Genomic DNA, 25,827 nt, shown 5'->3' with positions numbered 1-25,827 from the left:
CGCTTGCCTCGGTGTGCGGTAACCTCTTCGAGGTTGTGGGCCTGCGCGAAAGGCTTGACGTCAGCGGCCCAGCTCCGCGGCGTACGCGGAAAGGGATTCCCGGTCGGGGTGCCCGGTCTTCGCGATGAGCGACGCCACGTGCTTTTCCACCGTGCGCGGAGAGATGTGCAGCCGCGTGCCGATCGCTTTGTTGCCCATCCGGTCAGCCAGCAGCACGAACACCTCGAACTCGCGCACCGTCACGCCGTGCCCGCGCAGCTGCGACGGCACCGAGTCCGTGCCGCTGCGCCGTTGCTGCACCGGCACTCCTGCCTGCCGCAGCAGACCCCGGCAGGCCGACGCGACGGCGGGCACCGTGGCCTGGTGGAAGAACTCCTCCGCCGACCGCAGCCACGCCACCGGATCGCCCCACCCGGCGGCCGAGACCGCCACCAGCCGCAGCCCGAGATGCCGGGCCAGCGGGTACGGCGCGGCGGCCTCCTGCGCGCGGTCGAACGCCTCCAGCGCCTCGGTGAACCGGCCGGAACGCCCGAGCAGCACGGCGTGCGCGAGCTCGGTGAACTGGCGGTTCCAGCGCATCGCGGCGGCAGAGGCCGCCGTCAGCGCCGTGTACTCGGGCCAGTCGAACCTGCCGTCCAGCACACCTAGCAGCACCCGCAGCCCGTGCGTGCCGGACAGGTGGAACGTCGAGGGGTTCTGCGACTCCAGGTCGAGCGCGCGGTCGAGCTCGGTCATCGCGAGGCCGTGGTTCTCCTCCAGCAACGCGCAGAACGCGCGGGCGAGACCGAAGCACAGCGGGTACTCCTGGGCGCCGCTCTTCGCCACGGCCTCGAACTCGGCGATCGCGTCGTCGGTGCCGGCGCGGTCGCCCTGGTGCGCCGCCAGGACGGCCTTCGTCATCAGCAGGTACCGGGTCAGCGCGTGGAACCGCAGCCGCGTCGTCGTGCGCAGGCACCGGTCGACCTCGCCGGCGGCCACCGCGTAGTCGCCGGTCAGCGCCGACTGCAGCGCGAGGATCGCGTCCACGTTGTGCGCCACCGTGATCGCGCCGACCCGGCACGCCTCCGCGTGCGTGCGGTCCAGCGACGCCGTGCTGCCGTGCTGCAGCCAGTCGTTGCCCGCCAGGCGAACCAGCGCGTAGACGTGCTGGATCGGCAGCTGATGTTCGTCGGCCAGCGACAACGCCTTGCTGAAGCACGCGTTCGCCTCGTCGATGTCCTGCTCGCGCGCGATGATGCCGAGCAGCTGCCACGCCTCGCACGCGACCATCGGCAACCCGGCGCGGTCCGCCGCGAGCGCTGCCTGCCGTGCGAGTCCCGCGGCTGAGGAGATCCGGTCCGCGCTCGCGATGTTCAGCGTCAGGTAGGCGGAGTTGACGTCCAGCTGCGCGGCGAGCTCGTCCGGGGCGTCCGGCCCGAGCAACGTCCGCGCGATCCGCACCTGCTCCACGCCCTCGGTGAACCACCCGGCGAGATAGGCCACCCGCGACAGTCGCGTGTGGAGCTTCGCGCGCAGAGTTCCTTGCAGGTCCCCGACTTCGAGGGCGAAGGCGCGTTCGAAGTCGCCGGTCTCCGCCAGTGCGGGCAGCAACGTGTCGAGCACCTCGGCCCGCGCGCCGCACTCGGAGTGCAGCAGGTCCTGCGCGCGGTCGAGCAACGCCACGGCCGACTCGGCGGCACCACCGGCCAGCGCGCGTTTGCCCGCCTCGGCGAACAGCAGTCCCGCCTGCGCCTGCGAACCTGCGTCGAACCGCAGCTTCGCGACCAGCGGGCACCAGTCGCCGGGCAGGCCGGGGTGCAGGTCCTCGATCGCGTCCGCCGTGCGCGCCGACAGGTCCACCCGTTCGGCCGGGGTGAGCTGCGCCAGCAGCGCGTCGGCGGTCAGCGGGTGGCGGAACGCGTACCAGTCCGGTGCGGGCTCGTCCGGCGTCACGAGCTGCGCGGCCACGCCGGCGTGCAGGTGGCTGAGCAACGCCCGGTCGTCCGTGCCGGTCGCCTTCTGCACCACCGAGAGCGGGAACCGGTGCCCGAGCACGGCCGCGATCGACAGCACCTCACGCCCCTGCGGCCCCAGCCTGTCGGTGCGGTGCGCGACGCTGCGCACGAACGCCGCCGGCACCGGCAGCTTCAACGAGCCGACCACCTGCCAGCCCTGCGCGCCCGCCACCAGCAGGCCGCCGCTGACCATGCCGTGCAGCAGTTCCTCGATGACGAACGGGTTCCCGGCGCTGTCCGTCCACAGGCGATCGACCAGCTCGGCAGGCACCAGCTCGCTGTCCAGGCAGGCGGACGCCATCCGGCCGACCTCGTCCTGCGAGAGCCGGTGCAGCTCGACCAGCCCGCCGGACCCGCGCTGCACCATCCGGTGCACGAGCTCCAGCGCGTGGCCGGGCTCGGTGCGGATCGTCGCCAGCAGCAGGACCGGCTGGTCCTCCAGGTTGTCCGCGAGGTACTCGACGACCGCGAGCGTCTCCGCGTCGGCCTCGTGCAGGTCCTCCAGGACGAGCAGGCACGGCGTCTTGCGCGCGACCGACGCGAGCAGCCGCAGCACCGCCTCTGCCAGCACGACGACCGACTCGGTCGTCGACCTGTGGTCGTGCCAGTCCGGGATCAGGGTGCCCAGCACCGGCTTGTACGGCCCGAGCGCCGAGTCGTCCGGCGGGTCACCGCGGAACAGGCCGAGCAACGCCTCCGCGATCGGCCGGAACGGCACCATCGGGCCGATGGTCGTACCTCGTCCTTTGAGCACCCGCATGCCCGCGTCGTACGCCTGACCCGCCGCGTAGCGGGCCAGGCGCGACTTGCCGATGCCCGCCTCCCCGGTCAGGAAGACGGCGCCACCGCGGGACTCGCGTGCGTGCACGAGTGCCCCCGTGATGGCCGTGACCTCGCGATCACGGCCGACCACGTGGGGCGCTCGGGTCTGCATGTCTGGACCCTAACGTTCCCGTGTCGGGTTCCGTATCGGCTGCCCAGGCGTATTCGGGGTGAAAGTTTCTTACTTGTTGCTGACCGTCGTGTCCGAGATGGCCGGGGTGATCGCGACGAACGCGCTCATGGCCATCGTCACACCCATCAGCGCACGGGCCCGCGCACCGGCGAACGTCTTGGGTGCGAGCTCCATCTCCCCGATCGCGTCCTCGGCCGGTTCGTGCTGGTCGGCGGTGCGGTGCAGGGACTCGTTCATCTGCGGGACTCCTCTTGTTCGGCGGATTGCGACAACAGCACTGACGGGATCGGGAACCCTTGCCGCAGCAGGCCGTGGCCGATGCCGGCCAAGCCTGTCAGCAGTCCGGGCGATGGGACACCACCAGGCGTGGCGCAGTGTGCGCCATTGTCGTCCAGTGCTCCCAGCAACAACGCGGTGCGCCGTGTCGCGGCGCTCGGGTGGTGGACGGCGAGCGCCTCGATCACGCCCAGCTCACCGTGGCAGAGACTCATGTCCCGCAACGGTTCCCGGGACGCGAGCAGGCCGCTCAGGCGTTCGTCGTCGCGCGCGAGGGCGACGCCGGCGAGCCCGGAGCACCAGCCGAGATCGGTCGGGTCGAGGTCGTCGTTCTTCAGCAGATCTCCAGCGGCCATGTGAGACGGTTCGTCACGAACCGTTGCCGCGTAACGCTTCAGCGCCCATCCGATACCGGCGCGGCCCCGTGCGAAACCGCTTGCGGTGCTGAAGGACCTACGCAGAGTAGAAGCGTAGTGATCTGCGAGTTTCCGCGCTTCGGGCGTGCCGACGGCGAGCATGGCGACCAACGAGCCCGCGACCCCGTCCACGACCGTGCACGACGAATCTTCCTCGGGCATCAGCCGCACGGCCAGCGTCAGCAGCTCAGGGTCGAGGTCGAGCAACGGCGTGAGGCGCGCGAGGCCGTAGGCGATGCCGCCCAGGCCGTGGAGCCCGCCGCCCGCGGCCGTGACGAGCTCCGGTTCCGCCGAGAACATCTCCAGCAGCGCCGGCAACGGCCGCAGGGCGTCGCGGGCGAAGTCGACGTACCGCGCGGCGCCGGTGAGCGCGCCCAGCTCGGCGAGGAACAGCGCCACACCCGTGTACCCGTTGGTGAGGCTCGCGCCGAGCGGCTGCACGGTCCAGTGCCGGTCGTCGACCAGCTCGAGACCGAGCCAGTTGACCCGGTCCCGCCCGGTGACGGCGTGCGCGAGGATCTGGTCGGCGATCCCGCACGCGGCGGACAGCAGCCGGGCGGGGTCGGGGTCGACGGGGGCGACGTGCGCCGCGACCGGGGCGCCGCTGTGGTGCGAGACCGGCCGCGGCCGCGAGGCCAGCAACGCGGTGATCACCCACTGCTGGTCGTGCCGGTCGACCTCGCTCATGCCGAGGATCTTGCGGGTGACCGCGTGCAGCCCGGGCTCCGGCAGCATCCCCGGCAGCCGGAGCCCGGACGCGGTCCACAGGTCGGTCGACCCCGGCCTGCACGTGAACAGCGGCACGTCCCCGCGCCACAGGTCGGACACCTCGAACGGCACCAGCCGGTCGAGCAGCGGATCGTCCACCACCAGCACGCCGAACGCCAGGTCGCGGTCGAGCGCGTCGGCGAGCACGGACGGGTGCGTGGACTCGTCGAGCAGCCGCGCGTACTGCCGTGTCGCGCGCGCAACGAACCGCACTTCTTCGTTGCTGCACTTCCTGACGAGCCGCAGCAGCTCGTCGCGATGCGCGACTATCGCGTCGTACGCCGTCTGGAACCCGGCCAGCAGCGAGTCCTGGTAGTCGGCGGGTTCGGCCGCGACGCCGTCGAGGATAGGCCTGTTGGCGGCGCCACCTGCCGGTTTGGGCCGCCTGACCAGCCGCATCCGGTCCGTGCCGGGATCGGCCCAGTCGACGACGTCGAGCGGTGACAGCACGCCCCGGTCGCCACCGACACCGGACACGTCCGCGATGCCGTTGTCACCCAACAACACGTGGGGGAGCAAGGCCGTGCGGTGCACAGAGTCGACCAACGCCCGTGTGGCGGGATCGGTGTCGGGCGCGAGCGTGGGGTGGAAGAGCGTTTCGACGTCCACGAGCACCGGCTGGTCACCGCACGCGATGAGGTTCTCGTAGTGCATGTCGGTGCCGTCGGTGGCGTACAGCAACGCCAGCAGCGCGCCGAGCCGTTGGTAGAACTCGGCGACCCCGGCCACGTCCGCGCACGGCTCGTGCGGGATGTGCTCCAGCCAGCCGTAGCCGTCCCTGGGCAGGAGCCTCGGCGTCTTCAGCGTGATCCCGGTGCGGGCGGACAGCCAGTCGAGCTGTTCCGCGAACCGGACGTGCAGGCCGATCGGGCGGGGCCGGTAGACGAGCTTCGCGCCGGTCTCGAACGTCAGGATCGCCACGGTCCTGCCCTGCTGGTGGGCGTCGCCCTGGCCGGTCTCGACGGAGACGAGCGCGCCGGGGTCGTCGCCCGCGAAGAGCGTGCGGACGATCTGCGAGCGGTCGCGGGTGAACCGCGACGACAGCTCGTGGTGCGTGGACACCGCCTGCTCGCAGGCCTGCGCGAGGAGCCGCGCGAGCACCGGGTAGCGGGTGAAGATCGCGGACAGGCTGAGCGTGCGGGTGAACTCGGTGAACCGCTCTTCGCTGGTCGGACTCGTGAGCGCCGGCTTGGCCTCGTGCAGCTCCCGCACGAGCGTGCGGGCCGCGATGCCGACCAGCCGCCTGCCGAGCTGCTCGGCGAACGCGGCGTCGAACGGCGGCGCGACCTCCGAGCGGGACGCGTCGACCAGCGGGTGCAGGGCGTGGGCGAACGCCGCTGTCCAGCTCTCGCCCGTGCTGGTCTCGGCCGCTGAGGTCACCGGGTCAACCTCGCACGCGCGGGCGCGCGGCACATGGGGACCAACCCCCCAGATTTAGGTGGGCGACGTGAATATGGGGGATCGCCACCCATGTATCGCCGCCCGATCGGCCCGAGACTCAGTGTCGAGGGAGGGAACGGGATGAGGGAGTTCGGAGAACTGCTGCGCACGCATCGCATCGGCGCTGGCCTCACCCAGCAGCAGCTGGCTGACTTCGCGATGGTGAGCGTGCGGGCGATCCGGGACCTGGAGTGCGGACGCACCCGCTCGCCCAGGGCGGAGACGGTGAGGCTGCTCGCCGAGGGGCTGAGGCTCGACGAGAGCAGCCGCGCGGACTTGCAGCAGGCGGGGGGACGGGCAGCGGGCCGCACGGCCGTGGCACCGCCCGCGCCCGCCGGGTCGTCCGGGGTGATCGTGGGACGCGAGGCGGAGGCGGCGGCGTTGACGGCGCTGCTGCTGGAAGGCCGGCCAGGGGTGGGGGCTCCGGCCGGCGTCCCGCAGGCGCGTGGTGCCGGTGACGTGCGGGACGTGGCCGGGGTCGTGTTCGGCGCGCCGCTGGACGTCCGCACGTCCGGGCGGCTGATCACCGTCACCGGGGTCGGCGGCGTGGGCAAGACGCGCCTCGCCCTGGAGGTCGCGGGCGACCTGCACTTCCGGCACGGCTGGTCCGTGCTGTGGCACCCGGCGCAGGCGAGCCCGGCGGTCGACGACGAGCAGAACACGGTCCTCGTCACCGACCAGCGGCCGGACCCGCGCCTGCTGGAGGAGCACCCGCGGCTGCGGATCGTCGTGACGGCACTGGCACCCACCGGGCTGCCCGGCGAGCACGTGTTCCCGCTGGGAGCGCTCAGCGACGACGCGGCCGTCCGGCTCCTGCTCACGCACGTGCACCGGGTGCGGCCCGCGTTCAAGCCGGAGCCCGCGAACCAGGCCGCGCTGACGGGGCTGGTGCACGAGCTGGACGGACTGCCGTCCGCGCTGGAGTTCGCGGCCGGGTGGTTCATGGTCTACTCGCCGCAGCACCTGCTGGAACGGCTGCGGTCGAACCCGCTCGACCCCACCTCGGCGCACCTGCGGGACTCGTTGCGGCGTTCGCTGTCCACATTGGACGAAGAGGGTCGCGACCTGCTCGTCAGGCTGGCCGAGGGCGAGGAAGCCGGGCACAGCGGCCCGATGAGGGACCTGTGCGTGCGAGGGCTCGTGCGTCGTGCCGGACCCCGGTACGAGGTGCTGAACCTCGTCCGCGCGGCGGTGCGGGAACCGGTGGCAGGGCCACACCTGAGCGCGGGAGTGACCCTGACCTGGCCTGTCTAGAAAGCGGCCGTGAGGCAGGCGAGGCGGTCACCTGCGGTGCCCGCCTTGCCGTGCTCGGTGCTGGAGTGCGTGGCGTGCACGATGACCGAGTTGGCCTCGCCCTTGCGGAACTCCCACTTCACGGCGGCCTCGCCGGTCGCGGCACCCGAGGCGTCGGTGGTGAAGTCGAGCCAGATCTCGTTCTGCACGTTGGCGTACTTCGAGTCGACGCTCGGCGACACCGGGTCCTTATCGTTCTGGTAGTGCGGGCCCGCGTCGGCCCCCTTGGCGCCGCACGGCTTGGTGTGCACGTGCGCGCCGTACTGGGTGTTCGGCAGCAGGCCGGAGACCTTCAGCTCGACCGAGGTCTGTCCGTTGTCGACGGACGAGCCGGTGGAGAGCTTGGCGCCCACCGGGATGCGCGCCACGTCGTAGGTGATGCCCTTCGGCTGGTCGCCGGTCGCGGCGGGCGCGGCCACCGAGGTCTCGGCGATCGGCTTCACCGCCGGCGCCGCCGGGGGAGCGGGCGTCTCCTGCGTGCTCGAACAGGCGGCCAGCCCTCCGACGAGCAGAACGGCACCAGCGAGGGTCGCCACAGTCGTGCGCATGTCTCTCCTTGAGTCAACTGCGTTCCAGGTTCCCACCCCCTGCACGTCCACGATCGGGCGACTGGTTCAGATCAATCGAGACGAGGGCGGCGAACGCGTCTCGGTAGGCGGCGCACAGGTGGTAACCGCCGTGAGTCTCCACTTCGTCCGGTGCGCCGTCGGTCTCGTCCGCGCGGCGGTCGTGCGGGTTGTCGGCCCAGCCGTGCACGGGGAAACCGAGGTAGTCGGTGCGGCGCCACAGGTTGAGCCAGTTCGCGCCGAGCAACGCGGACAGCCCTCCCGGCGAGGACGACCCCGCCGCGCGCACCCACGGGTCGCGCGAGAACATCGCGCCCGCGCGCACCGCGGGCGTCCCGAGAACGGTGGGCCCCAGCAGTTCCGGGAAGATCCGGCCGAAGTACGGGCGCAGCTGCACGCCGTACGTCAGCAGCTGCACCCGGCGCAGGTAACCGGCGGGCAACGCGTACAGCGCCGCGACCGCCAGCACCGCGCCCAGGCTGTGCGCCGACAGCACCACGCGGTGGTCCGGTGACTCGTCGAGGAACTCCCGCGTCCGGTCCGCGATCTCCGGCACCGCGCGTTCCGCGTAGCAGGGCGGTGCGAACGGATGGGCCGTGCGCGGCAGGAAGCACATCAGGTCCCACACCAGCCCGAGCGGACGCCGGTTCGTCAGCATCCCGGCCCCGACGAACGACCCGACCACCGCGACCCCGGCGAGCCCGGTCACCCAGTCGCCCTTGCCCACCACCCAGCCGACACCCCACCACGACGCCCACGACGGCGCCGCGAACGTGAGATAAGTGGTCAGCAGCAAGGAGAGCACGCCCAGCACCGACAGCACGCCCGCCACGTTCTCCGCTCGGTGCGTCACCGCCACCACGTGCCGCACCCGCACGACGAGCGCGTCGGCCTGCGCGTCCAGCACCGCGGGCGTGATCAGCCGCGACAGCAACACGAAAGCCTCCGCCAGCACCAGCAACACCAGCGGCACCAACGCACACGCGAACGCGGCGGAGAACCACGAGTAGAACGACGGCGCGGCCAGGCCGGTGCCCACCCAGCCCCGGAAGGTCAGCACCAGCACGGAGTTCAGCATCACCGACGCCAGCAACGACAACCCGAGCAGCACCCCGGGCCCGGCACCGCGCCACGCCTGCCACTCGTCACCCGCGCGCGGCCGGGCCCGCCACGCCAGCGCCCCGCCGAACACCACCGCGCCGGCCCAGGCGAGCGGAACCCAGTACGTGGCGACCATGAACGCCACGAACAACACCAGCAGCACCAACGGCCCCTTGGCGTCGTTGCGCCGCCACGACCACGCCGCCATCACGGACCCGAGCAACGCCACGGTCACCACCGGCGGCCCCCACGACGTGAGCCACAACGGCCCGTCGAAACCCGGCTCGACCAGGTACAGCCCGAACCCGTGCACCACCAGCAGGACCACGGCCGAGACCATCAGCAGCCACGACCACAGCCCGCCCTTCTCGCGCGTGGGCACGTCCGGGCAGTCGGCCGTCGTCACTACCACCCGTGCCATCACGACCGCCAGCACCCCAGCGGCCAGCACGGTCATCACGAGGAAGAAACCGTGCCGCCACAACGCCGTGCTGGTCGCCAGCACCACCACGCAGCACCCGGCCGAGATGTGCAGCCGCGAGAGCCGGCGGATCCGCGGGCTGCCCTCCCACATCGACTTGCGGCTGAGCATCACGCCGTTCCGCGGCTCCGGTTCCATCCGCGACGACGCCGACTCGTACCTGCTGCGCGACAACGACGTCAGCGCCAGCAACCCGAGCAGCAGCACCACCGGCACGGCGGACGCGGCGAGCACCCGGACGTGCCGCGCGGGGTCGCCGAGCACGTCCAGGAACTCCGGCACCCGCTTGCACGTGACGCCCGGCAGCGAGCACTGGACCGCGAAGAGGTCGATGGCCACCTCGCACACGGCGAGCACCAGCAACACCGTCAGCCCCAGCCCGAACAGCCGCGTCGACGCCGCCCCGCGCCCGGCGTTCCACCACGCCATCCGCCGCGCGCCGGTGTACGAGCCGTCGGGCAGTTTCCGGGACCAGTAGGCGACGTTCGCCAGCCCGAACGGCAGCAGCAACGCCCATCCCACGCGCCCCAGGGCGTTCGCGAGCACCGACGGCACGCCGCTGCCCGGCACTCCGGGGGTGCTGCGCGCCATGCCGCCCCACGAGTACGCCTCGCGCCGCACGCCCGCGGGCACCTGACCGGCGTGATCCGGTGGCAGCTCGGCGAGTTTGTCCTGTTTCGGCCGCCAGAAGCTGCCGAACCTGTCCCCGCGGAACTGTTCCACGGCATGATCGGGGAGGGCGAGCATCGCGTCAGGGGGCGTGTTGTTGACCCCGTGGATGCGCAGTTCCAGGACTTTCGCAGTCATCGGCGCCTCCCCTTTACTCCAGTTGTCGTCCTGAAAAGTGCTCCGGTTAGCGGCCGAACGGGTGAAATAGGTGTATCCAGACGGCCTGCGAAGCCTCTACTGAGCAAGGAGGCCCCACCATGACCGCAACCGCTCACCCGAACGTCGCAAACTCCGTCGGCCTGGCCGAGTTCCTCGCCACCGCGGGCACGCTCACGCTGGCGCAGCGCAAGCTCCTCGTCGACCAGGCGCTCGTCCTGCTGGAGCAGAACTACGCGCACCTGCCTCTGAAAGTCGCCATGCACGCCGTGAACCCCGTGCAGAGACTCAGGGTGCTGAGAGCAAGGCTCGAGAGACAGACCGACGCCACGGCCGAGCCCGAGTGGCAGTTCCACCGCGAGCTGTCGAGCACCTTCCACTCGGTGCGCGACCTGCACACGAACTACCTGCTGCCCGCGCCGTTCGCGGGCAGGATCGCCTTCCTGCCGTTCCAGCTGGAGCGCTGCTTCGCCGCCGACGGCACGGAGCAGTACCTCGTCGCCCGCACGGTCGCGGACTTCGACGGGCTCGCGGTCGGCGCCGAGGTGACGCACTGGAACGGCACGCCGATCGCGCGGGCGGTCGCGCTGAACGGCGCGATCTTCGCGGGCAGCAACACGGCGGCCAACCTCGCCCGCGGCGTGGAGTCGCTCACGTTGCGCCCCTTGGTGATCCAGCTCCCGCCGGACGAGGACTGGGTCGTCGTCAGCTACCGCGACGAGGCCGGTGCGGCCGGGGAGATCCGGGTCGACTGGCAGGTCACCGAGAACCTGCCGCCGATGACGGACGTCGACTCGCTCAGCCCGGCCGCGGCCGCGCAGGGCGTCGACCTCGACTCCGACGAGAAGGCCCGCGCGAAGAAGTTGTTGCACGCGCCCAAGGTGGTGCAGGCCGAGGCCGCCGGGGGAGCGGTCGCGATGGCCGCGCAGGACGTCCCGACGACGATGCCCGGCGTGTTCCGCGCCCGTCCCGTCGTCACGCCGTCCGGCACGTTCGGGCACCTGCGGATCTTCACGTTCAGCGTCGACGACCCGGACGCGTTCCTCGCGGAGTTCGTCCGGTTAGCAGGTTTGTTGCCGCAGAACGGACTCATCGTCGACGTGCGGGACAACGGCGGCGGCCACATCTTCGCGTCGGAGTTCCTGCTCCAGACGATGACGCCGCGCCCGATCCAGCCGGAACCCGTGCAGTTCCTCAGCACGCCGCTGAACCTGCGCATCTGCCGCCGGCACGCGGAGGACCCGACCGGCCAGATCGACCTCGGCCCGTGGTTCCCGTCCCTCGACAGCTCGACGGAGACGGGCCAGGCGTTCTCCTGCTCGCACACCATCACGCCGCTAGACGGCGCGAACGCGGTCGGCCAGACCTACCACGGCCCGGTCGTGCTGGTCACCGACGCGCGCTGCTACTCGGCCACCGACATCTTCGCGGCGGGCTGGGCCGACCACGAGCTGGGCCCGATCCTCGGCGTGGACGACAACACCGGCGCGGGCGGCGCGAACGTGTGGACGCACGGACTGCTGATGACGCTGCTGAAGATCCCGGCGCCGTTCGACGCCGAGTCGCCGTACAAACCGTTGCCCAACAAGGCGAACATGCGCGTGTCGATCCGCCGCACGCTGCGCGTCGGCAAGCTCGCCGGCACGCCGGTGGAGGACCTGGGCGTGCGCCCGACGCACCAGCACAAGGTGACGCGCACGGACCTGTTGGAGGGCAACAAGGACCTGCTCGCCCGCGCGGGCGAGCTGTTGAAGGAGCTGCCGGTGCGGCGGCTCGGCGTGGCGGTCGCGGGCACGACCGTCTCCCTGGACACCGTGAACCTCGACCGGGTGGACGTCTACGTCGACGGCCGCCCCACGACCTCGCTGGACGTGACCGACGGCGCGCACACCGCGACGTTGACCGCGACCGGGCAGGAGGTGCGCGTCGAGGGCTTCGCGGACGGACGGCTGGTGGCCGCGCGCAAGGTCGCCAGCTGACCGAGCGGGCGCTTCCGGTAGCTTCCACGACCGGAAGCGCCCGCTCTCTCTCTGTTCGTTCGTGAAGGGCGCGCTCAGCCCGCACCTGGCCGCGTCGGCGACCTACAGCCAGCCGCGCCGCATCGCCTGCACCCCGGCCTGGAACCGCGTCTGCGCCCCGCACCGGTCCATCAGCTGCCGCACCCGCCGTTGCACGGTCCTCGGCGCGAGCCCGAGCTGCCGCGCGATCGACTCGTCCGTCAGCCCGGCCGCCAGCAACCCCAGCAGGTTCGGGTCCACGTCCGCCGCGGCCGCGTAGATCCCACCGGGGCTGAACGGGATCCCCTTCTCCCAGTACAGCTCGAACGTCGACCGCAGCACGTCCAGCAACGCCGACGGCCGGATCAGCAGCACCTTGTCCACCACGTCGCCGTTCACCACCGGCAGCACGGCCGCGTGCGCGTCGATCACCGCCAGCTTGAACGGCAGCGTCGGCGTGACGCGCGCCCGTTCCCCGGCGGCCACCAGCTCGATGATCTCGGTGACCCGGCCGGGCAGGTCGACGGCGGACCGGTCGTAGACGACGCGCCACTGCACGTCCCGCGACCGCGTCTCGTCCTCCAGAGCCACGTGCTGGCCGAGCGGCGTCACGTACGGCGGCTGGTCGAGGACGCAGACCTCCTCGCGGGCCCCGCGCAGCAACGTGTGCCACAGCTCGCGCACCGCGTCCACCCCGGAGATCACCTCGACGAACGCGTTGTCCGCCAGCTCCTCGTCGCGGTTGCGCAGGTACAGCTCCATCAACGGGCCGACGTCCGCGCGCGCCCTGCGGTTGGCCTCCTCGCGGGCCGCGATCAACGCCTCGACGGCGAGGTCCGGCGCGACGGCCTGCCACACGTCGCCGGGCAGGTGCCGCACGAGGCCGAGCTCCCGCATCTGCTCCAGCACAGCGGAGGAAACGCCGATTTCGTCCGTGGTGCGGCTTCCGCCCGTTACCAGAAGCTCGTAAACGACGGTCAGCTCCGGCGCGACGCCCAGGTGTCCGAACACGGCCACATTGTGCGCCATTCAGCGCAGTACCCCTGTCGTGAACACGCCAGTGTCGTTTATCGGACTCGTCCAGACCTGTTTTCGCAGGTGTGACGCGACTTACGGTCCCTCCACCTCCGCAGCCGGTTCAGAACACTGACGCCCTCAACGGCACGCGAAGGCCCTGCGTGGAAGGACCTCACGTGAACGGATTGCGACGCACGAGTGTGTGCGCCGCGGCAGTTTCCGCCGCCGTGCTCAGCGTTGTCGCCCCATCGGCGACCGCTGCCCCCGCCCAGATCCAGTCCCAGCCGGACTCGACCCAGGTGAACCGTCCCTTCGAGCGGCTGATCGTCGGCTACAAGCCGGGCACCGCCGAGGCCTCGTCCGACTCCGCTGCCACGGACGACGCCCGCAAGAAGGGCAAGTCCGTGCACCGCCGCATGTCGAGCGGTGCGGTCGTCGTCGATCTGGGGTCCAAGACCACCAACGCCGACAACACGATCCAGGCGTTCAGGAACGACCCGAAGGTCGCCTACGTCGAGCCGGACCTGCTGATGCAGCCGCTCGCCGACCCGAACGACACCGAGTACTCCCGGCAGTGGGACCTGTTCGAGGCCACCGCCGGCATGAACGTGCCCGGCGCGTGGTCCAGCTCCACCGGTGCGGGCGTGACCGTCGCGGTCATCGACACCGGCTACGTCACGCACAGCGACCTGGCGGGCAAGGTCGTCGCGGGGTACGACTTCGTCTCCGACGCCGCTCGTGCACGCGACAACAACGGCCGTGACTCCAACCCGGCCGACGAGGGCGACTGGACCGCGCGCGGTGAGTGCGGCACGGACGCCAACGGCCAGCCCGTCCCGCCGTCCGACCAGGGTTCGTCCTGGCACGGCACGCACGTCGCGGGCACGATCGCCGCGGCCACCAACAACGGCAAGGGCATCGCGGGCATCGCCTACGACGCCAAGATCCAGCCGTTGCGGGTGCTCGCCAAGTGCGGTGGCGCCACCTCGGACATCGCCGACGCGATCACCTGGGCGTCCGGCGGCACGGTGAGCGGCGTGCCCGCGAACCAGAACGTCGCCAAGGTCATCAACATGTCGCTGGGCGGTCAGTCGTCCTGCTCCACGACCTACCAGAACGCGATCAACGGCGCCATCAACCGCGGCACCACGGTCGTCGTCGCGGCGGGCAACTCGAACGCCAACGTCGCCAACTTCACCCCGGCCAACTGCAGCGGTGTCATCACCGTCGCCGCCACCGGCCGTGAGGGCAACAAGGCGTTCTACTCCAACTTCGGCACCCGCATCGACATCGCCGCCCCCGGTGGCGAGACCCGGCGCGGCACCGACACCCCCGGCACCGTCACCACGCCGGAGAACGGCATCTGGTCCACGCTGAACGCGGGCGCCACCACCCCCGGCGCCGAGAACTACAAGCCCTACCAGGGCACCTCGATGGCGGCCCCGCACATCGCGGGCCTCGCGGCGCTGCTCGTCGCCAAGAAGCCCTCGCTGACGCCGGCCCAGATCAAGGACCTGATCAAGACGAACTCCCGTCCGCTGCCGGGCACCTGCTCCGGCGGGTGTGGCGCGGGCCTCGCGGACGCGGCCAAGACCGTCGCCGCCGTCGACTCCACGCCGCCGCCCTCCGGTGGTCTGGAGAACACGACCGACGTGGCCATCCCGGACCGCGGCGCGGCCGTGACGTCGTCGATCACCTCGACGCTGACCGGCAACGCCTCCTCCGCCACCAAGGTCGGCGTGGACATCGTCCACTCCTACCGCGGTGACCTGGTGATCGACCTGATCGCGCCGGACGGCACCGCCTACCGGCTGAAGAACTCGTCCTCTTCGGACAGTGCCGCCAACGTGGTCGCGACCTACACGGTCAACGCCTCGTCCGAGGTCGCGGCGGGCACGTGGAAGCTGCGGGTCCAGGACGTGTACTCCGGTGACACCGGGTACATCAACGCCTGGAACCTGACCCTGCGATAGCTCCACGAGTTCGCCGAGGGGCGGCGCCCTCCCTGCGGGGGCGCCGCCCTTTTCACGTGCTGACCTTCTTGTGGTTGCGCTCCACGATCCGTTCGAGGTACCTGGCCACGTCCCGGATCGGCGGCAGGCCCAGCAGGTGCCGTTGCGCGCGCCGCACCCCGGCCCGGATCCCGTCGTCGCGCAACGCGTGCTCGCACGCCCGCGCGACCGCGTCCGCCCGGAAGTCCTGCACCCTGACACCGAGTTTGAGGTCGTTGACGCGATGAGCGTTGTGCATCTGATCGTGCAGGACCGGCAGCACCGCGATCGGCACGCCGGCCCGCATGGCCTCCCGCACCGAGCCGTACCCGCCGTGCGACACCAGCAGATCCGCGCCCTGCAACAACAACGCCTGCGGCAGCTCCTCCACCAGGTGCACGTTCGGCGCGGCCGACTCCACCGGCAGCCCGCCGGTGAGCACCACGGCCTCGCAGTCCACGGTGGACAGACCCCGCGTCATCGCCTCCAGGTGCGCGAGCGGCGAGCGTTCCAGGACCTGCGCCGGCAACTCGTCGAAGTCGAACAGGTTCAGCGCCGACTCGGACTCGAACACCCCGCCCGACGTGCTGGTGGAGGCCACCACCAGCGGCCGCGCCGGATCGAGGTCGGCGAGCCACTGCGGCAGCCGTTCCCCCGCGCCCTGGTGGCAGGGCTGCTGGAACGCGAACGCCGGCGGCATCGGCTGGCGGGCGAACGAGTAGCCCGGCGGCACCGCGTCCAGCCGGCCGTACCGGTGCGCCGAGTCGAGGGACTCGTGCGACGGCTGCCGCAGTTCCGCACGGCGTTCGTTCAGAGCGTTCAGCAACGTCAGCCGGTCCACGTACTGCCCGACCCCTGTGGGCGCGGTCACGTGCGGGATGCCGAGCCGTTCCGCGACCAGCAGCCCCGCGAACTCGATGCCGTCCCGCAGCACCAGGTGCGGCCGGAACTCCGCCGCCACCTCCAGCAACGCCTCGATCGCCGCCGCGATGTGCGGGCCAGCCGCCAGCTCGACGATCATCTCGTCGGAGAACGGGTCGTAGTTCGGCGGCAGCGTCAGGACCTCGCCCTGCAACAGGTCGGCGAGCTGGTCGGCGATCTCGGGGAAGACGGGGGCGACGTTCACCGGTTCGTCCGCGAAACCGCGCAACACCGACCGCGGGCCCGCCACCAGGACCTCGTGGCCGAGCGAGGTGAGCGCGGCGGTGAGCGGAAGGGTGGTACGGGCGTGGGCGGCCGAGTACGCGACGGTGCACAGCACGCGCACGGCATCCTCCCCGCTGCCAAGGGCTTGATCCCCACCATAGGGAACGGCGGGGGCGCGAGGGGATGGTGTGGTTCCACTGCCGGGTAACGTCGAGGACATGGCCACACTGGTGACGTTCCACGCCCACCCCGACGACGAATGCATCGTGACGGGCGGCGTGATGCGCAAGGCGCACGACGAGGGGCACCGGGTCGTGCTCGTCGTCGCGACGCGCGGCGAGGCCGGGGAGGTGCCGGACGACCTGGCCGAGGGCGAGGAGCTCTGGCAGCGACGCGTCGTGGAGACGCACGCGTCGGCGGACCTGCTGGGCGTCGCCCGCGTGGAGTTCCTGGGCTACCGCGACTCCGGGATGATGGGCGACGAGCTCAACGCGCGGCCCGGCTCGTTCTGGACCGCGGACGTCGAGGAGGCCGCCCAGAAGCTGGCCGCGATCCTGCGCGAGGAAGACGCGCGGGTGCTCACCACGTACGACAGCTTCGGCGGCTACGGCCACCCCGACCACATCCAGGTGCACCGCGTCGGCATGCGCGCGGCGGAGATCGCCGGCACGCCGGTCGTCTACCAGGCGCTGGTGCGGGAGTCGGAGTTCCGCGAGGCGTTCCGGCTCGCGGGCATGGAGGAACCGCCGCCGCTCGACGGCGCGGTGCCCGAGTCGGAGATCAACGTCGGCGTCGACGTGCGCGAGTACCTGGCGCTCAAGCGGAAGGCGATGCGCGCGCACGCCTCGCAGATCACGGAGGACTCGTTCTTCCTGACGCTCGACGAGCCGACGTTCGCGCACGCGTTCGGCACCGAGTGGTTCATCCGCGCGGGCCATGGCCCCGCCGACGCATTGGACCTGTAGAGAGCAAAACGGGGGCGGTCCACTTCGGACCGTCCCCGTTCTCCGTCCTCGCGCTGGTTCAGGCGCTGCGACGGCGGCGCAGGAACAGCAGGGTGCCGGCACCGGCGCCCACCAGGCCCACACCCGAGAGCAGCAGCCACATCGGGGACGCGCCGGTCGCCGCGAGGGGCGGTTCCGGAGCGCTGCCGCCGGGGGCGGCGGGGGTGGTCGACGGCGGGACCTCGGCGGAGGACGAGGGCACCTCCGGCGACGTGGTGGCCGGAGTCGTGGTCGTCGTCGCCGGCTTCGTCGTCGTGGTGGTGGGCGGGGTGCCCTTCACGCACGGGAGGACCGTCTTCGAGTCGGTCTTGTTGTACCCGTCCCACGAGGTGACGGTGATCGTGAACTCGTGCTTGACCGTGGCGTCGAAGTCGTTCTTCTTCCAGTGGAAGGACTCCGGGAACTCCTCGGTCTTCAGCACTTCCTTGCCACCGTCGGTGAGCTTGACGGTGTTCTTGCCCTTCTTGCTGGCAACGTACTGCGTGAGGTCGATCGACACCTTGGTCGCCTTCGCGCCCTCGTCACAACCCGCGGACCAGTTGGGGTTGTGGGCCTGCGCCGTGCCCGTCAGCGCCAACGTTGTCAGCGCAGCGGTGGCGGTCACCGCGAAAACGCCCAGAACTCTCCTTGCCAACGAATCTCTCCTGCTCTGCGTTGATGCGTGGCGGATCGAGCAAACATTCATGATCTGAATCACCCGACCGGGTGAACCGCGCCACGCTAACAACACAGAGGGGTCAAAAGGTCACCGTATGACAACGCTACGGTGTCACCACGGATAGATCCTCATGTTTTCTGTTAGGCCGATCGTGCCGGCGACCAACCTCATCTGCTCCACTCCTCGCACGTCGGCGTCCAGCAGGCGGGGCGAGCAGATCATCACGGCGAGCGTCTGGGCGCGCGACAACGCCACGTTCAATCTGTTGCGTGACAAAAGAAAGTCCAGGCCACGGGGCAGGTCCACGGTGGACGACGACGTCATGGACATGATGACGGCCGGTGCCTCCTGGCCCTGGAAGCGGTCCACTGTGCCCACCCGAGTTTCGGTGAACCCCGCATCGGCGAGCCTGCGGCGGATCACCCGGACCTGCAGGTTGTACGGCGCCACCACGAGAATGTCCGCATCGGTCAGTTCGCGCGATTTGCCGTTGTCCGTCCACGTACGACCGACGATCTGCCGCACGGTGTCGACCACGGCGTCGGCCTCCTCGGTCGACGACGTGATGTTGTGGCGGTGGTCGACCTCGCGCAGGTAGATCCCGGGCTCGACGCCGGAGATCGACCGGTTGGCCGCCGATTCGTGCGAATGGAGCAGACCGGCATAGGAGAGTTCGGACACCGGCTTGCACACCGCCGGGTGCATTCGCCGCGTCTCGGCGAGGAAGTAGCCCAGATGCGGAGGAATCACGTCCGCGTCGCCGAGCAGATGGCCCAGCGCGGACGCGTCCGAGCCCGGCGGGTGCACGCCCTGCACGACCTGGGGGAGTTGCTGGGGGTCGCCGAGCAGCACGAGGTTGCGTGCCGCGGTGGCCACCGCCACGGCGTCGGCGAGTGCGAACTGGCCCGCTTCGTCGATGATCATCACGTCGAACGGCTGTGCCTTGATCACCATGTTGGAGAAGGTCCACGCGGTGCCGCCGACGAGGTGGCCCTGCGGGTGCTCCTCGCGCCACCGGGCGAGTGCGCCGTTGTCCTTGGGCTGGTCCCAGGGGAGGCCTTCTTCCGGCTTCTTCTCCTTGGGGCGCTTGGCCATCGGGATGTCGGGGTCGACGGACGACAGCACGTTCTCGACGGCCTTGTGCGACGTCGAGGTGACCGCGACGGTCTTGCCCTGGTCGATGAGGTGCCGGACGAGCTTGGTCGCGAGGTACGTCTTGCCGGCGCCGGGCGGGCCCTGCACGGCCAGGGTGCCGCCGTCGAGCTGGTCGACGGCCTTGATCACGGCCTGCACCACGTCGTCGTGCTGCGGCAACGGTTGCGCGGGCGGTGTGCGCAGCAGCAGGTCGATGCCGGGGTTGCGGGGGAGCAGCGGCAGCAGCCCGACGGCCTGCTCGGCGAGGTCCGCGACGGCCTCGTCCTTGGGCGACGCGGGCACCGGACTGCCCGGCAGCACGGCGATCGGCATGTCCCCGTGCTCGACCGCGTTGCTCTCGGTCAGCACCAGCTCGTACGGGTTGTCGTCGGATACCGCGGCGTTGCGCGTGACGTTGCCGGGGTAGAGCAGCCGGACCTGTTCGCCCGCGCCGAACGGATGGGGGCGTTCGGGGTCGATCCGCGCGTGCACCTGCCGTTTGTGGGTGCGCACCCGGCCCGCGGGCGGCACCCAGTCCTCCGCGCGCACCGTGATCGGCACCGCGCAGTTCGAATCGGTCTCCAGGTCGGAGATCGGCGCGAGCGCCTGCCGGAAGTAGTCGCCCCACGCCGGACTCGCCTCGCGCCGGTGGTACCCGACCGTCGCGGCGAACAAAGCATGTCCCTCGGCCATCAGGGGTTCGGTCAGCGCGGCCATCCGGCGCGCCCGTTCGGCCGCCTTCTCCAACGCGGCCTCATCGCGCTCTTCCCGGACCGCGGTCTCGATCTCGCGCTCGGTCTTGACGCGGTGCAGCAGATCTCTGATGCCGCGCGTGGGAACCTCGTCGTCCAGCAACGGTTTCAACGCCGGCAGCGTGTACTCCCTCGTGGACACCCGCAACACCCGACGGGTCAACGCCCCGAGGTCCACGGTCCGCCGCACGAGCTCGTCCACTTCGGACTCCAGCGTCGCCGACCGAGCGGCCCGCCCCGGCAGGTCGTGCGGCGTGAAGTGGTAGACCGTGCCCTCGGGCGTGCGCTCGACGAACTCCGCGAACGTCCCCGACCACCCCGGCGTGCGGAACGTGTCGCCGTCGACCTCCAGGAACACGTCGTCCTCGGCCGGTTCCGGCAGGTTCGCCAACGCCTCGGGTGCCACGACCTCGTAACTGGTGACTCCGGTCCGTTCCTGCTGCACCTGGAGCCGGGCCTGCGCGGTCAACGCCGTGAACGACGCCGGCGACAACGTGGCGGGTCGCTCCTCGGTCTCAGCAAGAGCGTCGATGGTGTCAATGCCGGCTGAAACGAGCTTCCGCCGCTGATCCGCCCGCAACCCGGCCACCAGCGACAGGTCCCGCGCCTCCTCACGACCAGAAGCGCAGTGACGAGCGAACCGGCACCCCACACACGCAGCCCGCACATCACCCCACGACCGCGCAGGCGCAGGCCCGGGCTTCGCGAGCCGCGTCCGCAACCGCGCCACCAACGGCAGGAAGTCAGCGACCCGGAACGTCGACCGCCGCCCGTCCACCACGAGGTGCGCGCGCTCGGCCCCCACCGCCTCCGCCGCCGCGACCAGCGACAACACCGCCAGGGGCGTGGCGTCGGCCGCCTCGTCGCACGGCTCGTACCCGCCGTCCGTGCGCACGAGGGTCTGCGCGGAGCAGTGGAACACGCCGTCGAAGAACACCGCGTCCTCGACCAGGTCCGCGCCGGACCGCATCGCAGAGGCGGTGCGTTCGGCAGCGCGCGCCAGCTCGGCCGGGTCACCCCGCCGCTCGTCCCGCGCCAGATAGCTGCGGTGCTCACATTCGAGCAGGTCGACGAGATCGGACGGGCTGGCGAGCATGACCGCCGATGCTAGTGGAGTGGCTCGGAACGTCGGCGAGGTGATCCGCGCTCAGCAGGGCGCCTCGCGGCACCGCCCCCACGCCCCCGTACAACCAGTACGAGGGCGTGGGGGCGGCACCGCGATGCACCCGTCTGACCACGAATCCCCCCGGCGACGTTCCGAACCACACCACTAGACGTTCGCCTCCACCAGGTGCAGCAAGGCCTCGTGCCGCGTGTTCGGGTAGTCGTGCGGCCGGAACGGGCGGGTCTGCGCCCGCACCAGCGCCGCCGCGGCCGCCAGTTCGCCGGTGCGCACCTCGGTGTCGCGGTGCAGGAACGCGAAGTGCGGCTCCCGCACCTCGTCCGGCCACAGCAACGTGTGCAGCACCAGCACCCCGGCCTGTGGGCGCAGTGCCGCCAGTGTCTCCTTGCCGCGCAACGCGAACTTCACGATGGCAGCCGCCTTCGTGCGCTCCAACGTCTCCCTCAGCAGCACGTACGAGCGCACGGCCAGGTCGTCCGGCTCCACGTAGTAGCTGCGGTGCAACGCGACCGGGTCCACGTCGGTCTGCGGCGCGAACTGCTGCACGTCGATCACGCCGTCCTCCGGCGCCGGCAGGTCACCGGGGTCGATCTGCACGATGCGGCCGTCGTCGAGCTCGTAGCCCCGTCCGATGTCCTCCGGGGTCAGCCGCAGCGAACATTCGCCGCACACCTGTTGATGGCGCACGCGGCCGCTGTCCTCGCGGTGCACCAGGTGCACCTTGCTGCGGTGCTCGGTGGCCGCCGAGACCAGCCGCACCGTCATGGTCGTCATCCCGAACCGGAGTGCTCCCCGCCACACAGTTCTCATGACAAATGAGTACTCGAACAGATGTTCTAGTAGTCATAAGGCCTGGTGAAAGGACTCGTTCAGACGCGTCCGAGAGGAGTCCCGGACGCGTGTATTCGACGAAAGTCACCCAGAAGACCTACCAGGGAGACGGCGCGTAGTCCTTCAGGAAGCACCCGTACAGGTCCTCGCCCGCCTCGCCGCGCACGATCGGGTCGTACACCCGCGCCGCGCCGTCGACCAGGTCGAGAGGGGCGTGGAAGCCCTCCTCGGCGAGCCGCAGCTTCATCGGGTGCGGGCGCTCGTCGGTGATCCAGCCCGTGTCGACGGCGGTCATCAGGATGCCGTCGGCCTGCAGCATCTCCTCGGCGCTGGTGCGCGTCAACATGTTCAGCGCGGCCTTGGCCATGTTGGTGTGCGGGTGCCCGGAACCCTTGTAGGCGCGCGAGAACTGGCCTTCCATCGCCGACACGTTCACCACGTACTTGCGGCGGTACGACGACTTCGCCATCGACGCGCGCAGCCGGGAGATCAGCAGGAACGGCGCGGTGGAGTTGCAGAGCTGCACCTCCAGCAGCTCGACCGGGTCGACCTCGTCCACGTTCTGGATCCACGAGTTCGAGGAAGCGGTGTCCGGCACGAGGCCACCGGCGTCGATGTCCTTCGAGCCCGCCATCAACGCCAGGGTCGTCACGGAGTGCGCCTCGGGCACGGCGGTGCCCGGCAACGCCAGCTGACCGTGGCCGCCGAACGAGATCAGCTCCGGGCGCTGAGCGTCGCCCGTCAGTTCGGAGTGCTCGGCGTGCGCCAGGGGCGCGTAGGCGTTGGCGGACCGGCGCACGGTCTGCGCGGCGTTGTTGATCAAAACGTCCAACGGGCCGCGGGAGGCGACCTCGTCGGCCAGCGCGAGCACCTGGGACGGGTCGCGCAGGTCGATGCCCACGATCTTGAGGCGGTCGATCCACTCGTCGGCGTCCGGCATCGAGGCGAACCGGCGGGCGGCGTCGCGGGGGAACCGGGTGGTGATCGTGGTGTGCGCGCCGTCGCGGAGCAGGCGCAGCGCGATGTACATGCCGATCTTCGCGCGGCCACCGGTCAGCAGGGCGTTGCGGCCGGTCAGGTCGGTGCGGGCGTCGCGCTTGCCGTGGTTGAACGCGGCGCAGGCCGGGCAGAGGTTGTGGTAGAAGGCGTCCACCTCGACGAACCGCGACCGGCACGTGTAGCAGGAACGCGCGCGCAGCAGCGTGCCGGCGGTGGCGCCCTGAGCGGTCGACACCAGCGGCAGGCCCTGGGTCTCGTCGTCGATGCGGTCCGGCGAGCCGGTGGCGGTGAGCGCGGTCACGGCGCGGTCGTTCGCCACGATGGCGGCCTTGCGCTCGGACTTCCGGAACTTCTTCGCGGCCTTGAAGATCTTCGCGGTGGCCCGGCGGACGCGCACGGCGTCGTCGTGTTCCGCCGGCAGGTCCTCGACCTGGGCAAGCACGCGCAGGCAGACTTCCAGCTCTGCGGGGTCGATCGAGGTCATGAACAGGCATTTTACGGGAGTTGGGGGGTGGTCCGGTGACCGGGCCGCAGGTGCTGGTGCTGTGGGACATCGACAACACGCTGATCTCGGCGCGCGGATTCGGCGGACTCATGTACGGCCACGCGTTCCACCGCGCGTTCGGCCGCCCGCTCGAAGGCCCCGTCGACCTCGGCGGCCGCACCGAGCGGGACGTGATCGAGGAGGTGCTGCGGCGGCACGACATCGAGACCACCGAGCACAGGGTGCTCAGCGCCGCCCTCAGCACCTCGTTCGAGGATCGGCGCGCGGAGCTGCCGGACCACGGCGAGGTGCTCCCCGGCGCCCTGCGGGCCCTCGAGCACTTCGCCGACGACCCGCGCGTGCACCAGGCCGTGCTGACCGCGAACCTGGCGAGCGTCGCCCGGATCAAGCTGGAGGAGTTCGGCCTCGCGCACCTGGTCGACTGGGACGTCAGCGCGTTCGGCGACGACCACCTGGACCGCGCCGAGCTCGTCACGGTCGCCCGCGAACGGGCGCGGCACATCCGGCCGTTCGCGGACGACGAGATCGTCATCATCGGTGACACCCCGCACGACGTGCACGCGGCCACGAAGGCGGGCGTGCGGCTCGTCGCGGTCGCCACGGGCCGCAGTTCGAGACAGGATCTCCACCAAGCTGGAGCCCAGATCGTGATCGACGACCTGAGCGACCTGGAACTGCTGATCAGGAGCGTGCTCGCGACCTGAGACACGACTGTTCGGCCCTGGCCTCACCTCGATCACACCGTTATGGTGCCCGGCATGCCCACAGCAGGCGGCCCGACAGTCAAACGGCTGTCCCAGCCGGACGCCGACATCAAACCCAAGGCCCTCGGCTTGCCCCGGGGGCGGACGGTGATCTCGGTCTTCGGCTCCACCCAAGACATCGAGACGGATCTCGCCGCGAAGTTGTTGCCGGTGCTGAGATCCGTCGTCGTGACCGCGGCGCGCAACGGCGCCGTGTTCGTCACGGAAGGCACCGACAGAGGCGTTGTCCACTTGCTGGGCATGGCTTTGCAGGCGTGCGAGCAGCGCTGGCCCGTCGTGATCGGGGTCGCGCCGAGCAGCAAGGTGCACGACCTCACCGAGAGCTCCAGCAACGGCCAGGTCGCGCTGGAACCCAACCACAGCGTCGCCGTCATCGTCCCCGGTTCGGAGTGGACGGACGCGACCCCGGTGCTGTTCCGCACGATCGACGCCGTGCGCCACAAGAAGCCCGTCGTCGCTCTCGTCGTCGGAGGCGAGAACGAACGCGAGGTGGTCGACCACCTCAGCGGCGACAACCCGTTGCTGGTGCTCGCCGGCACGGGCGGGCTCGCCGACCGCATCGCCACCGGTGACCTCACCGGCGACCTCGCGGTGCTGGTGCGCAGCGGCAAGATCTTCATCATCCACGTGGATGAGGGCGCTGGTAAGGCCGTCACCGCCCTGGAACGGCTGCTGGGCAAGGAGAAGCCCGTCCGGCCGCCGGGGATCTGGCCCAAGGTGCGGTACAAGGCACCCGACGCGCGGCCGTTGGTCGACCCCGGTTTCGTGGTCGCCTACCCGACGCTCGCCGACGCCATCCACGACGCGAACCAGGTCGTCGCGCCGGCGTTCCAGGAGCTCGACGCCGAGGCCGAGGTCGAGCAGAACCGCTACCGGCTCACGGCCGTGCTCGCCATCGCGGGCGGCCTGACGACGACGGTGTTCGCCGCGTTGCAGATCTGGCTGAAGGACACGCCCTGGCCCGGCGTGCTCGTCGTGGCGGGCGGCGCGTTCGCCGCGGCCATCACGATCGTGGCGCGCAAGCGGGAGTCGCTCGACAAGTACCTCACCGCGCGTTCGCGGGCGGAACGGTTGCGCGCCTTGTACTTCGCGCACCTGGCCTCGGTCGCTCCCGCCTCCGTCGAGGAGCGCCAGGACAAGGTCGCCGATCTGGAAGCCGCGGTCAGCAACCGCAAGCACGAGGTGGTGAGGACATGACCGACAAGCTCCGTCAGGCCCAGTTCGTGGAAGCCTATCTGCGCCACCGCTTCCAGGACCGGCTCGACCACTTCGAACGGGCCCGCAAGCGCTACTCCCGCGCCCGCACGTGGACGGTCGCGATCGCCGCCACGCTGTTCATCGCCGCCGCGGCCGCCGCTGCCGTGGGGATGGCGGACGGCCCGCGCAGGGCCATGTGGGGTTTCGTGGCAACGGTTCTGGCCGCCGCGGCCACCGCCGTGTCGCTCTACGAGGCCACGTTCGGCTTCCGCCGCCTGGCGCGGGAGAGCGCCACCACTTCCGTTGCGCTGCAACGGCTCGCGGTGGACGGCCCCACGCCCGACGACGTGGACGACGAACGGCTCGTCGCATTCGTGACCGAAGTGGAGTCGGTGCTGAGGTACGGCCGGTAAAGCCAAAACCTGGCGACGAACGCACGAAGTTCGTTCCAGGGAAACGTTTCCACGATTTGTACGCTGCGTGGACGGCCGATTACGGTAAGCACGGGTTCTGGTGTTTTGGTCACCCAGTTGTCATGATGGCCACATCCCCCGATGCGGAAGCAGGCACGACATGACTTGGGCGCGTCCCGCG

The 25,827-nt window shown here is 70.8% G+C and carries 18 protein-coding genes; 7 read left to right on the top strand and 11 right to left on the bottom strand.

Features of this window, described 5'->3' with window-relative positions; genetic code table 11:
• Nucleotides 1–60: 60 nt before the first annotated feature.
• The 3 genes from ACQEU1_RS13320 to ACQEU1_RS13310 all read right to left on the bottom strand — a co-directional run bounded on the left by ACQEU1_RS13320 (nucleotide 61) and on the right by ACQEU1_RS13310 (nucleotide 5,789).
• Nucleotides 61–2,928, bottom strand: coding sequence for an AAA family ATPase (locus tag ACQEU1_RS13320; protein WP_433200109.1), 2,868 nt, complete (start codon nucleotides 2,926–2,928; stop codon nucleotides 61–63).
• A 69-nt stretch (nucleotides 2,929–2,997) separates the two neighbouring features.
• Nucleotides 2,998–3,186, bottom strand: a complete 189-nt coding sequence (locus ACQEU1_RS13315; RefSeq protein WP_433200106.1) for a hypothetical protein — start codon at nucleotides 3,184–3,186, stop codon at nucleotides 2,998–3,000.
• Nucleotides 3,183–5,789: a type 2 lanthipeptide synthetase LanM family protein gene (locus tag ACQEU1_RS13310; RefSeq protein ID WP_433200103.1), complete on the bottom strand. Its 2,607-nt coding sequence runs from the start codon at nucleotides 5,787–5,789 to the stop codon at nucleotides 3,183–3,185. The genes ACQEU1_RS13315 and ACQEU1_RS13310 overlap by 4 nt, the downstream gene beginning before the upstream one ends.
• Before the next feature lie 141 nt (nucleotides 5,790–5,930).
• Between ACQEU1_RS13310 and ACQEU1_RS13305 the strand changes: the two genes are divergently transcribed.
• A complete protein-coding gene (locus ACQEU1_RS13305) occupies nucleotides 5,931–7,103 on the top strand; it encodes a helix-turn-helix domain-containing protein (RefSeq protein WP_433200100.1) in 1,173 nt (390 codons plus the stop codon).
• Here the strand turns inward: ACQEU1_RS13305 and ACQEU1_RS13300 are convergent.
• Entirely contained in the window at nucleotides 7,100–7,690 is a 591-nt protein-coding gene (locus ACQEU1_RS13300; protein ID WP_433200097.1) for a superoxide dismutase family protein, read from the bottom strand. The two genes, ACQEU1_RS13305 and ACQEU1_RS13300, sit on opposite strands and share 4 nt — an antisense overlap.
• Nucleotides 7,691–7,703: 13 nt before the next feature.
• Complete coding sequence (locus tag ACQEU1_RS13295; RefSeq protein WP_433200094.1) at nucleotides 7,704–10,097, bottom strand: hypothetical protein; 2,394 nt, start codon at nucleotides 10,095–10,097, stop codon at nucleotides 7,704–7,706.
• 119 nt (nucleotides 10,098–10,216) lie between these two features.
• Here ACQEU1_RS13295 and ACQEU1_RS13290 point away from each other — a divergent pair, with 119 nt between their 5' ends.
• Nucleotides 10,217–12,094 (top strand): S41 family peptidase, encoded by a 1,878-nt coding sequence (locus ACQEU1_RS13290; RefSeq protein ID WP_433200091.1) that lies wholly within the window; start codon nucleotides 10,217–10,219, stop codon nucleotides 12,092–12,094.
• Nucleotides 12,095–12,196: 102 nt separating this feature from the next.
• Here ACQEU1_RS13290 and ACQEU1_RS13285 read toward each other — a convergent pair whose 3' ends face one another.
• Nucleotides 12,197–13,123: a LuxR C-terminal-related transcriptional regulator gene (locus ACQEU1_RS13285; RefSeq protein ID WP_433200088.1), complete on the bottom strand. Its 927-nt coding sequence runs from the start codon at nucleotides 13,121–13,123 to the stop codon at nucleotides 12,197–12,199.
• Between the two features lie 182 nt (nucleotides 13,124–13,305).
• Between ACQEU1_RS13285 and ACQEU1_RS13280 the strand changes: the two genes are divergently transcribed.
• Nucleotides 13,306–15,102, top strand: a complete 1,797-nt coding sequence (locus tag ACQEU1_RS13280; protein WP_433200085.1) for a S8 family serine peptidase — start codon at nucleotides 13,306–13,308, stop codon at nucleotides 15,100–15,102.
• Nucleotides 15,103–15,154: 52 nt separating this feature from the next.
• Here ACQEU1_RS13280 and ACQEU1_RS13275 read toward each other — a convergent pair whose 3' ends face one another.
• Nucleotides 15,155–16,387, bottom strand: coding sequence for a glycosyltransferase (locus ACQEU1_RS13275; protein ID WP_433200082.1), 1,233 nt, complete (start codon nucleotides 16,385–16,387; stop codon nucleotides 15,155–15,157).
• Between the two features lie 97 nt (nucleotides 16,388–16,484).
• On the opposite strand from ACQEU1_RS13275, the gene ACQEU1_RS13270 reads away from it, so the two are divergent.
• Nucleotides 16,485–17,231, top strand: coding sequence for a PIG-L family deacetylase (locus tag ACQEU1_RS13270; RefSeq protein WP_433200079.1), 747 nt, complete (start codon nucleotides 16,485–16,487; stop codon nucleotides 17,229–17,231).
• A 58-nt stretch (nucleotides 17,232–17,289) separates the two neighbouring features.
• On the opposite strand, the gene ACQEU1_RS13265 is transcribed toward ACQEU1_RS13270, so the two are convergent.
• From ACQEU1_RS13265 to ACQEU1_RS13250, 4 genes are all read right to left on the bottom strand, one after another.
• A complete protein-coding gene (locus tag ACQEU1_RS13265; RefSeq protein ID WP_433200076.1) occupies nucleotides 17,290–17,904 on the bottom strand; it encodes an LPXTG cell wall anchor domain-containing protein in 615 nt (204 codons plus the stop codon).
• 135 nt (nucleotides 17,905–18,039) lie between these two features.
• Complete coding sequence (locus tag ACQEU1_RS13260) at nucleotides 18,040–20,910, bottom strand: AAA domain-containing protein (protein WP_433200073.1); 2,871 nt, start codon at nucleotides 20,908–20,910, stop codon at nucleotides 18,040–18,042.
• Nucleotides 20,911–21,084: 174 nt separating this feature from the next.
• Nucleotides 21,085–21,747 (bottom strand): Ku protein, encoded by a 663-nt coding sequence (locus ACQEU1_RS13255; protein WP_394621107.1) that lies wholly within the window; start codon nucleotides 21,745–21,747, stop codon nucleotides 21,085–21,087.
• Between the two features lie 118 nt (nucleotides 21,748–21,865).
• Nucleotides 21,866–23,251 (bottom strand): SDR family NAD(P)-dependent oxidoreductase, encoded by a 1,386-nt coding sequence (locus tag ACQEU1_RS13250; protein WP_433200070.1) that lies wholly within the window; start codon nucleotides 23,249–23,251, stop codon nucleotides 21,866–21,868.
• A gap of 35 nt (nucleotides 23,252–23,286) precedes the next feature.
• Between ACQEU1_RS13250 and ACQEU1_RS13245 the strand changes: the two genes are divergently transcribed.
• Genes ACQEU1_RS13245 through ACQEU1_RS13235 form a run of 3 tightly spaced genes read left to right on the top strand, consistent with a single transcriptional unit; the run spans nucleotide 23,287 to nucleotide 25,646 of the window.
• On the top strand, nucleotides 23,287–23,976 hold the full coding sequence (locus tag ACQEU1_RS13245) for an HAD family hydrolase (RefSeq protein ID WP_433200067.1): 690 nt from the start codon (nucleotides 23,287–23,289) through the stop codon (nucleotides 23,974–23,976).
• Between the two features lie 54 nt (nucleotides 23,977–24,030).
• Nucleotides 24,031–25,233 carry a DUF4231 domain-containing protein gene (locus ACQEU1_RS13240; RefSeq protein WP_433200064.1) on the top strand — a complete coding sequence of 401 codons (1,203 nt, stop codon included), beginning with the start codon at nucleotides 24,031–24,033 and terminating at the stop codon, nucleotides 25,231–25,233.
• Entirely contained in the window at nucleotides 25,230–25,646 is a 417-nt protein-coding gene (locus ACQEU1_RS13235) for an SLATT domain-containing protein (RefSeq protein WP_433200061.1), read from the top strand. The genes ACQEU1_RS13240 and ACQEU1_RS13235 overlap by 4 nt, the downstream gene beginning before the upstream one ends.
• Nucleotides 25,647–25,827 lie beyond the last annotated feature (181 nt).

Origin of the sequence: Lentzea sp. CA-135723 (genome assembly GCF_050936595.1) — a bacterium.
Taxonomy (GTDB): domain Bacteria; phylum Actinomycetota; class Actinomycetes; order Mycobacteriales; family Pseudonocardiaceae; genus Lentzea.
The sequence above is the reverse complement of the archived record's forward strand: the minus strand, read 5'-3'. Positions and strand labels throughout refer to the sequence as shown.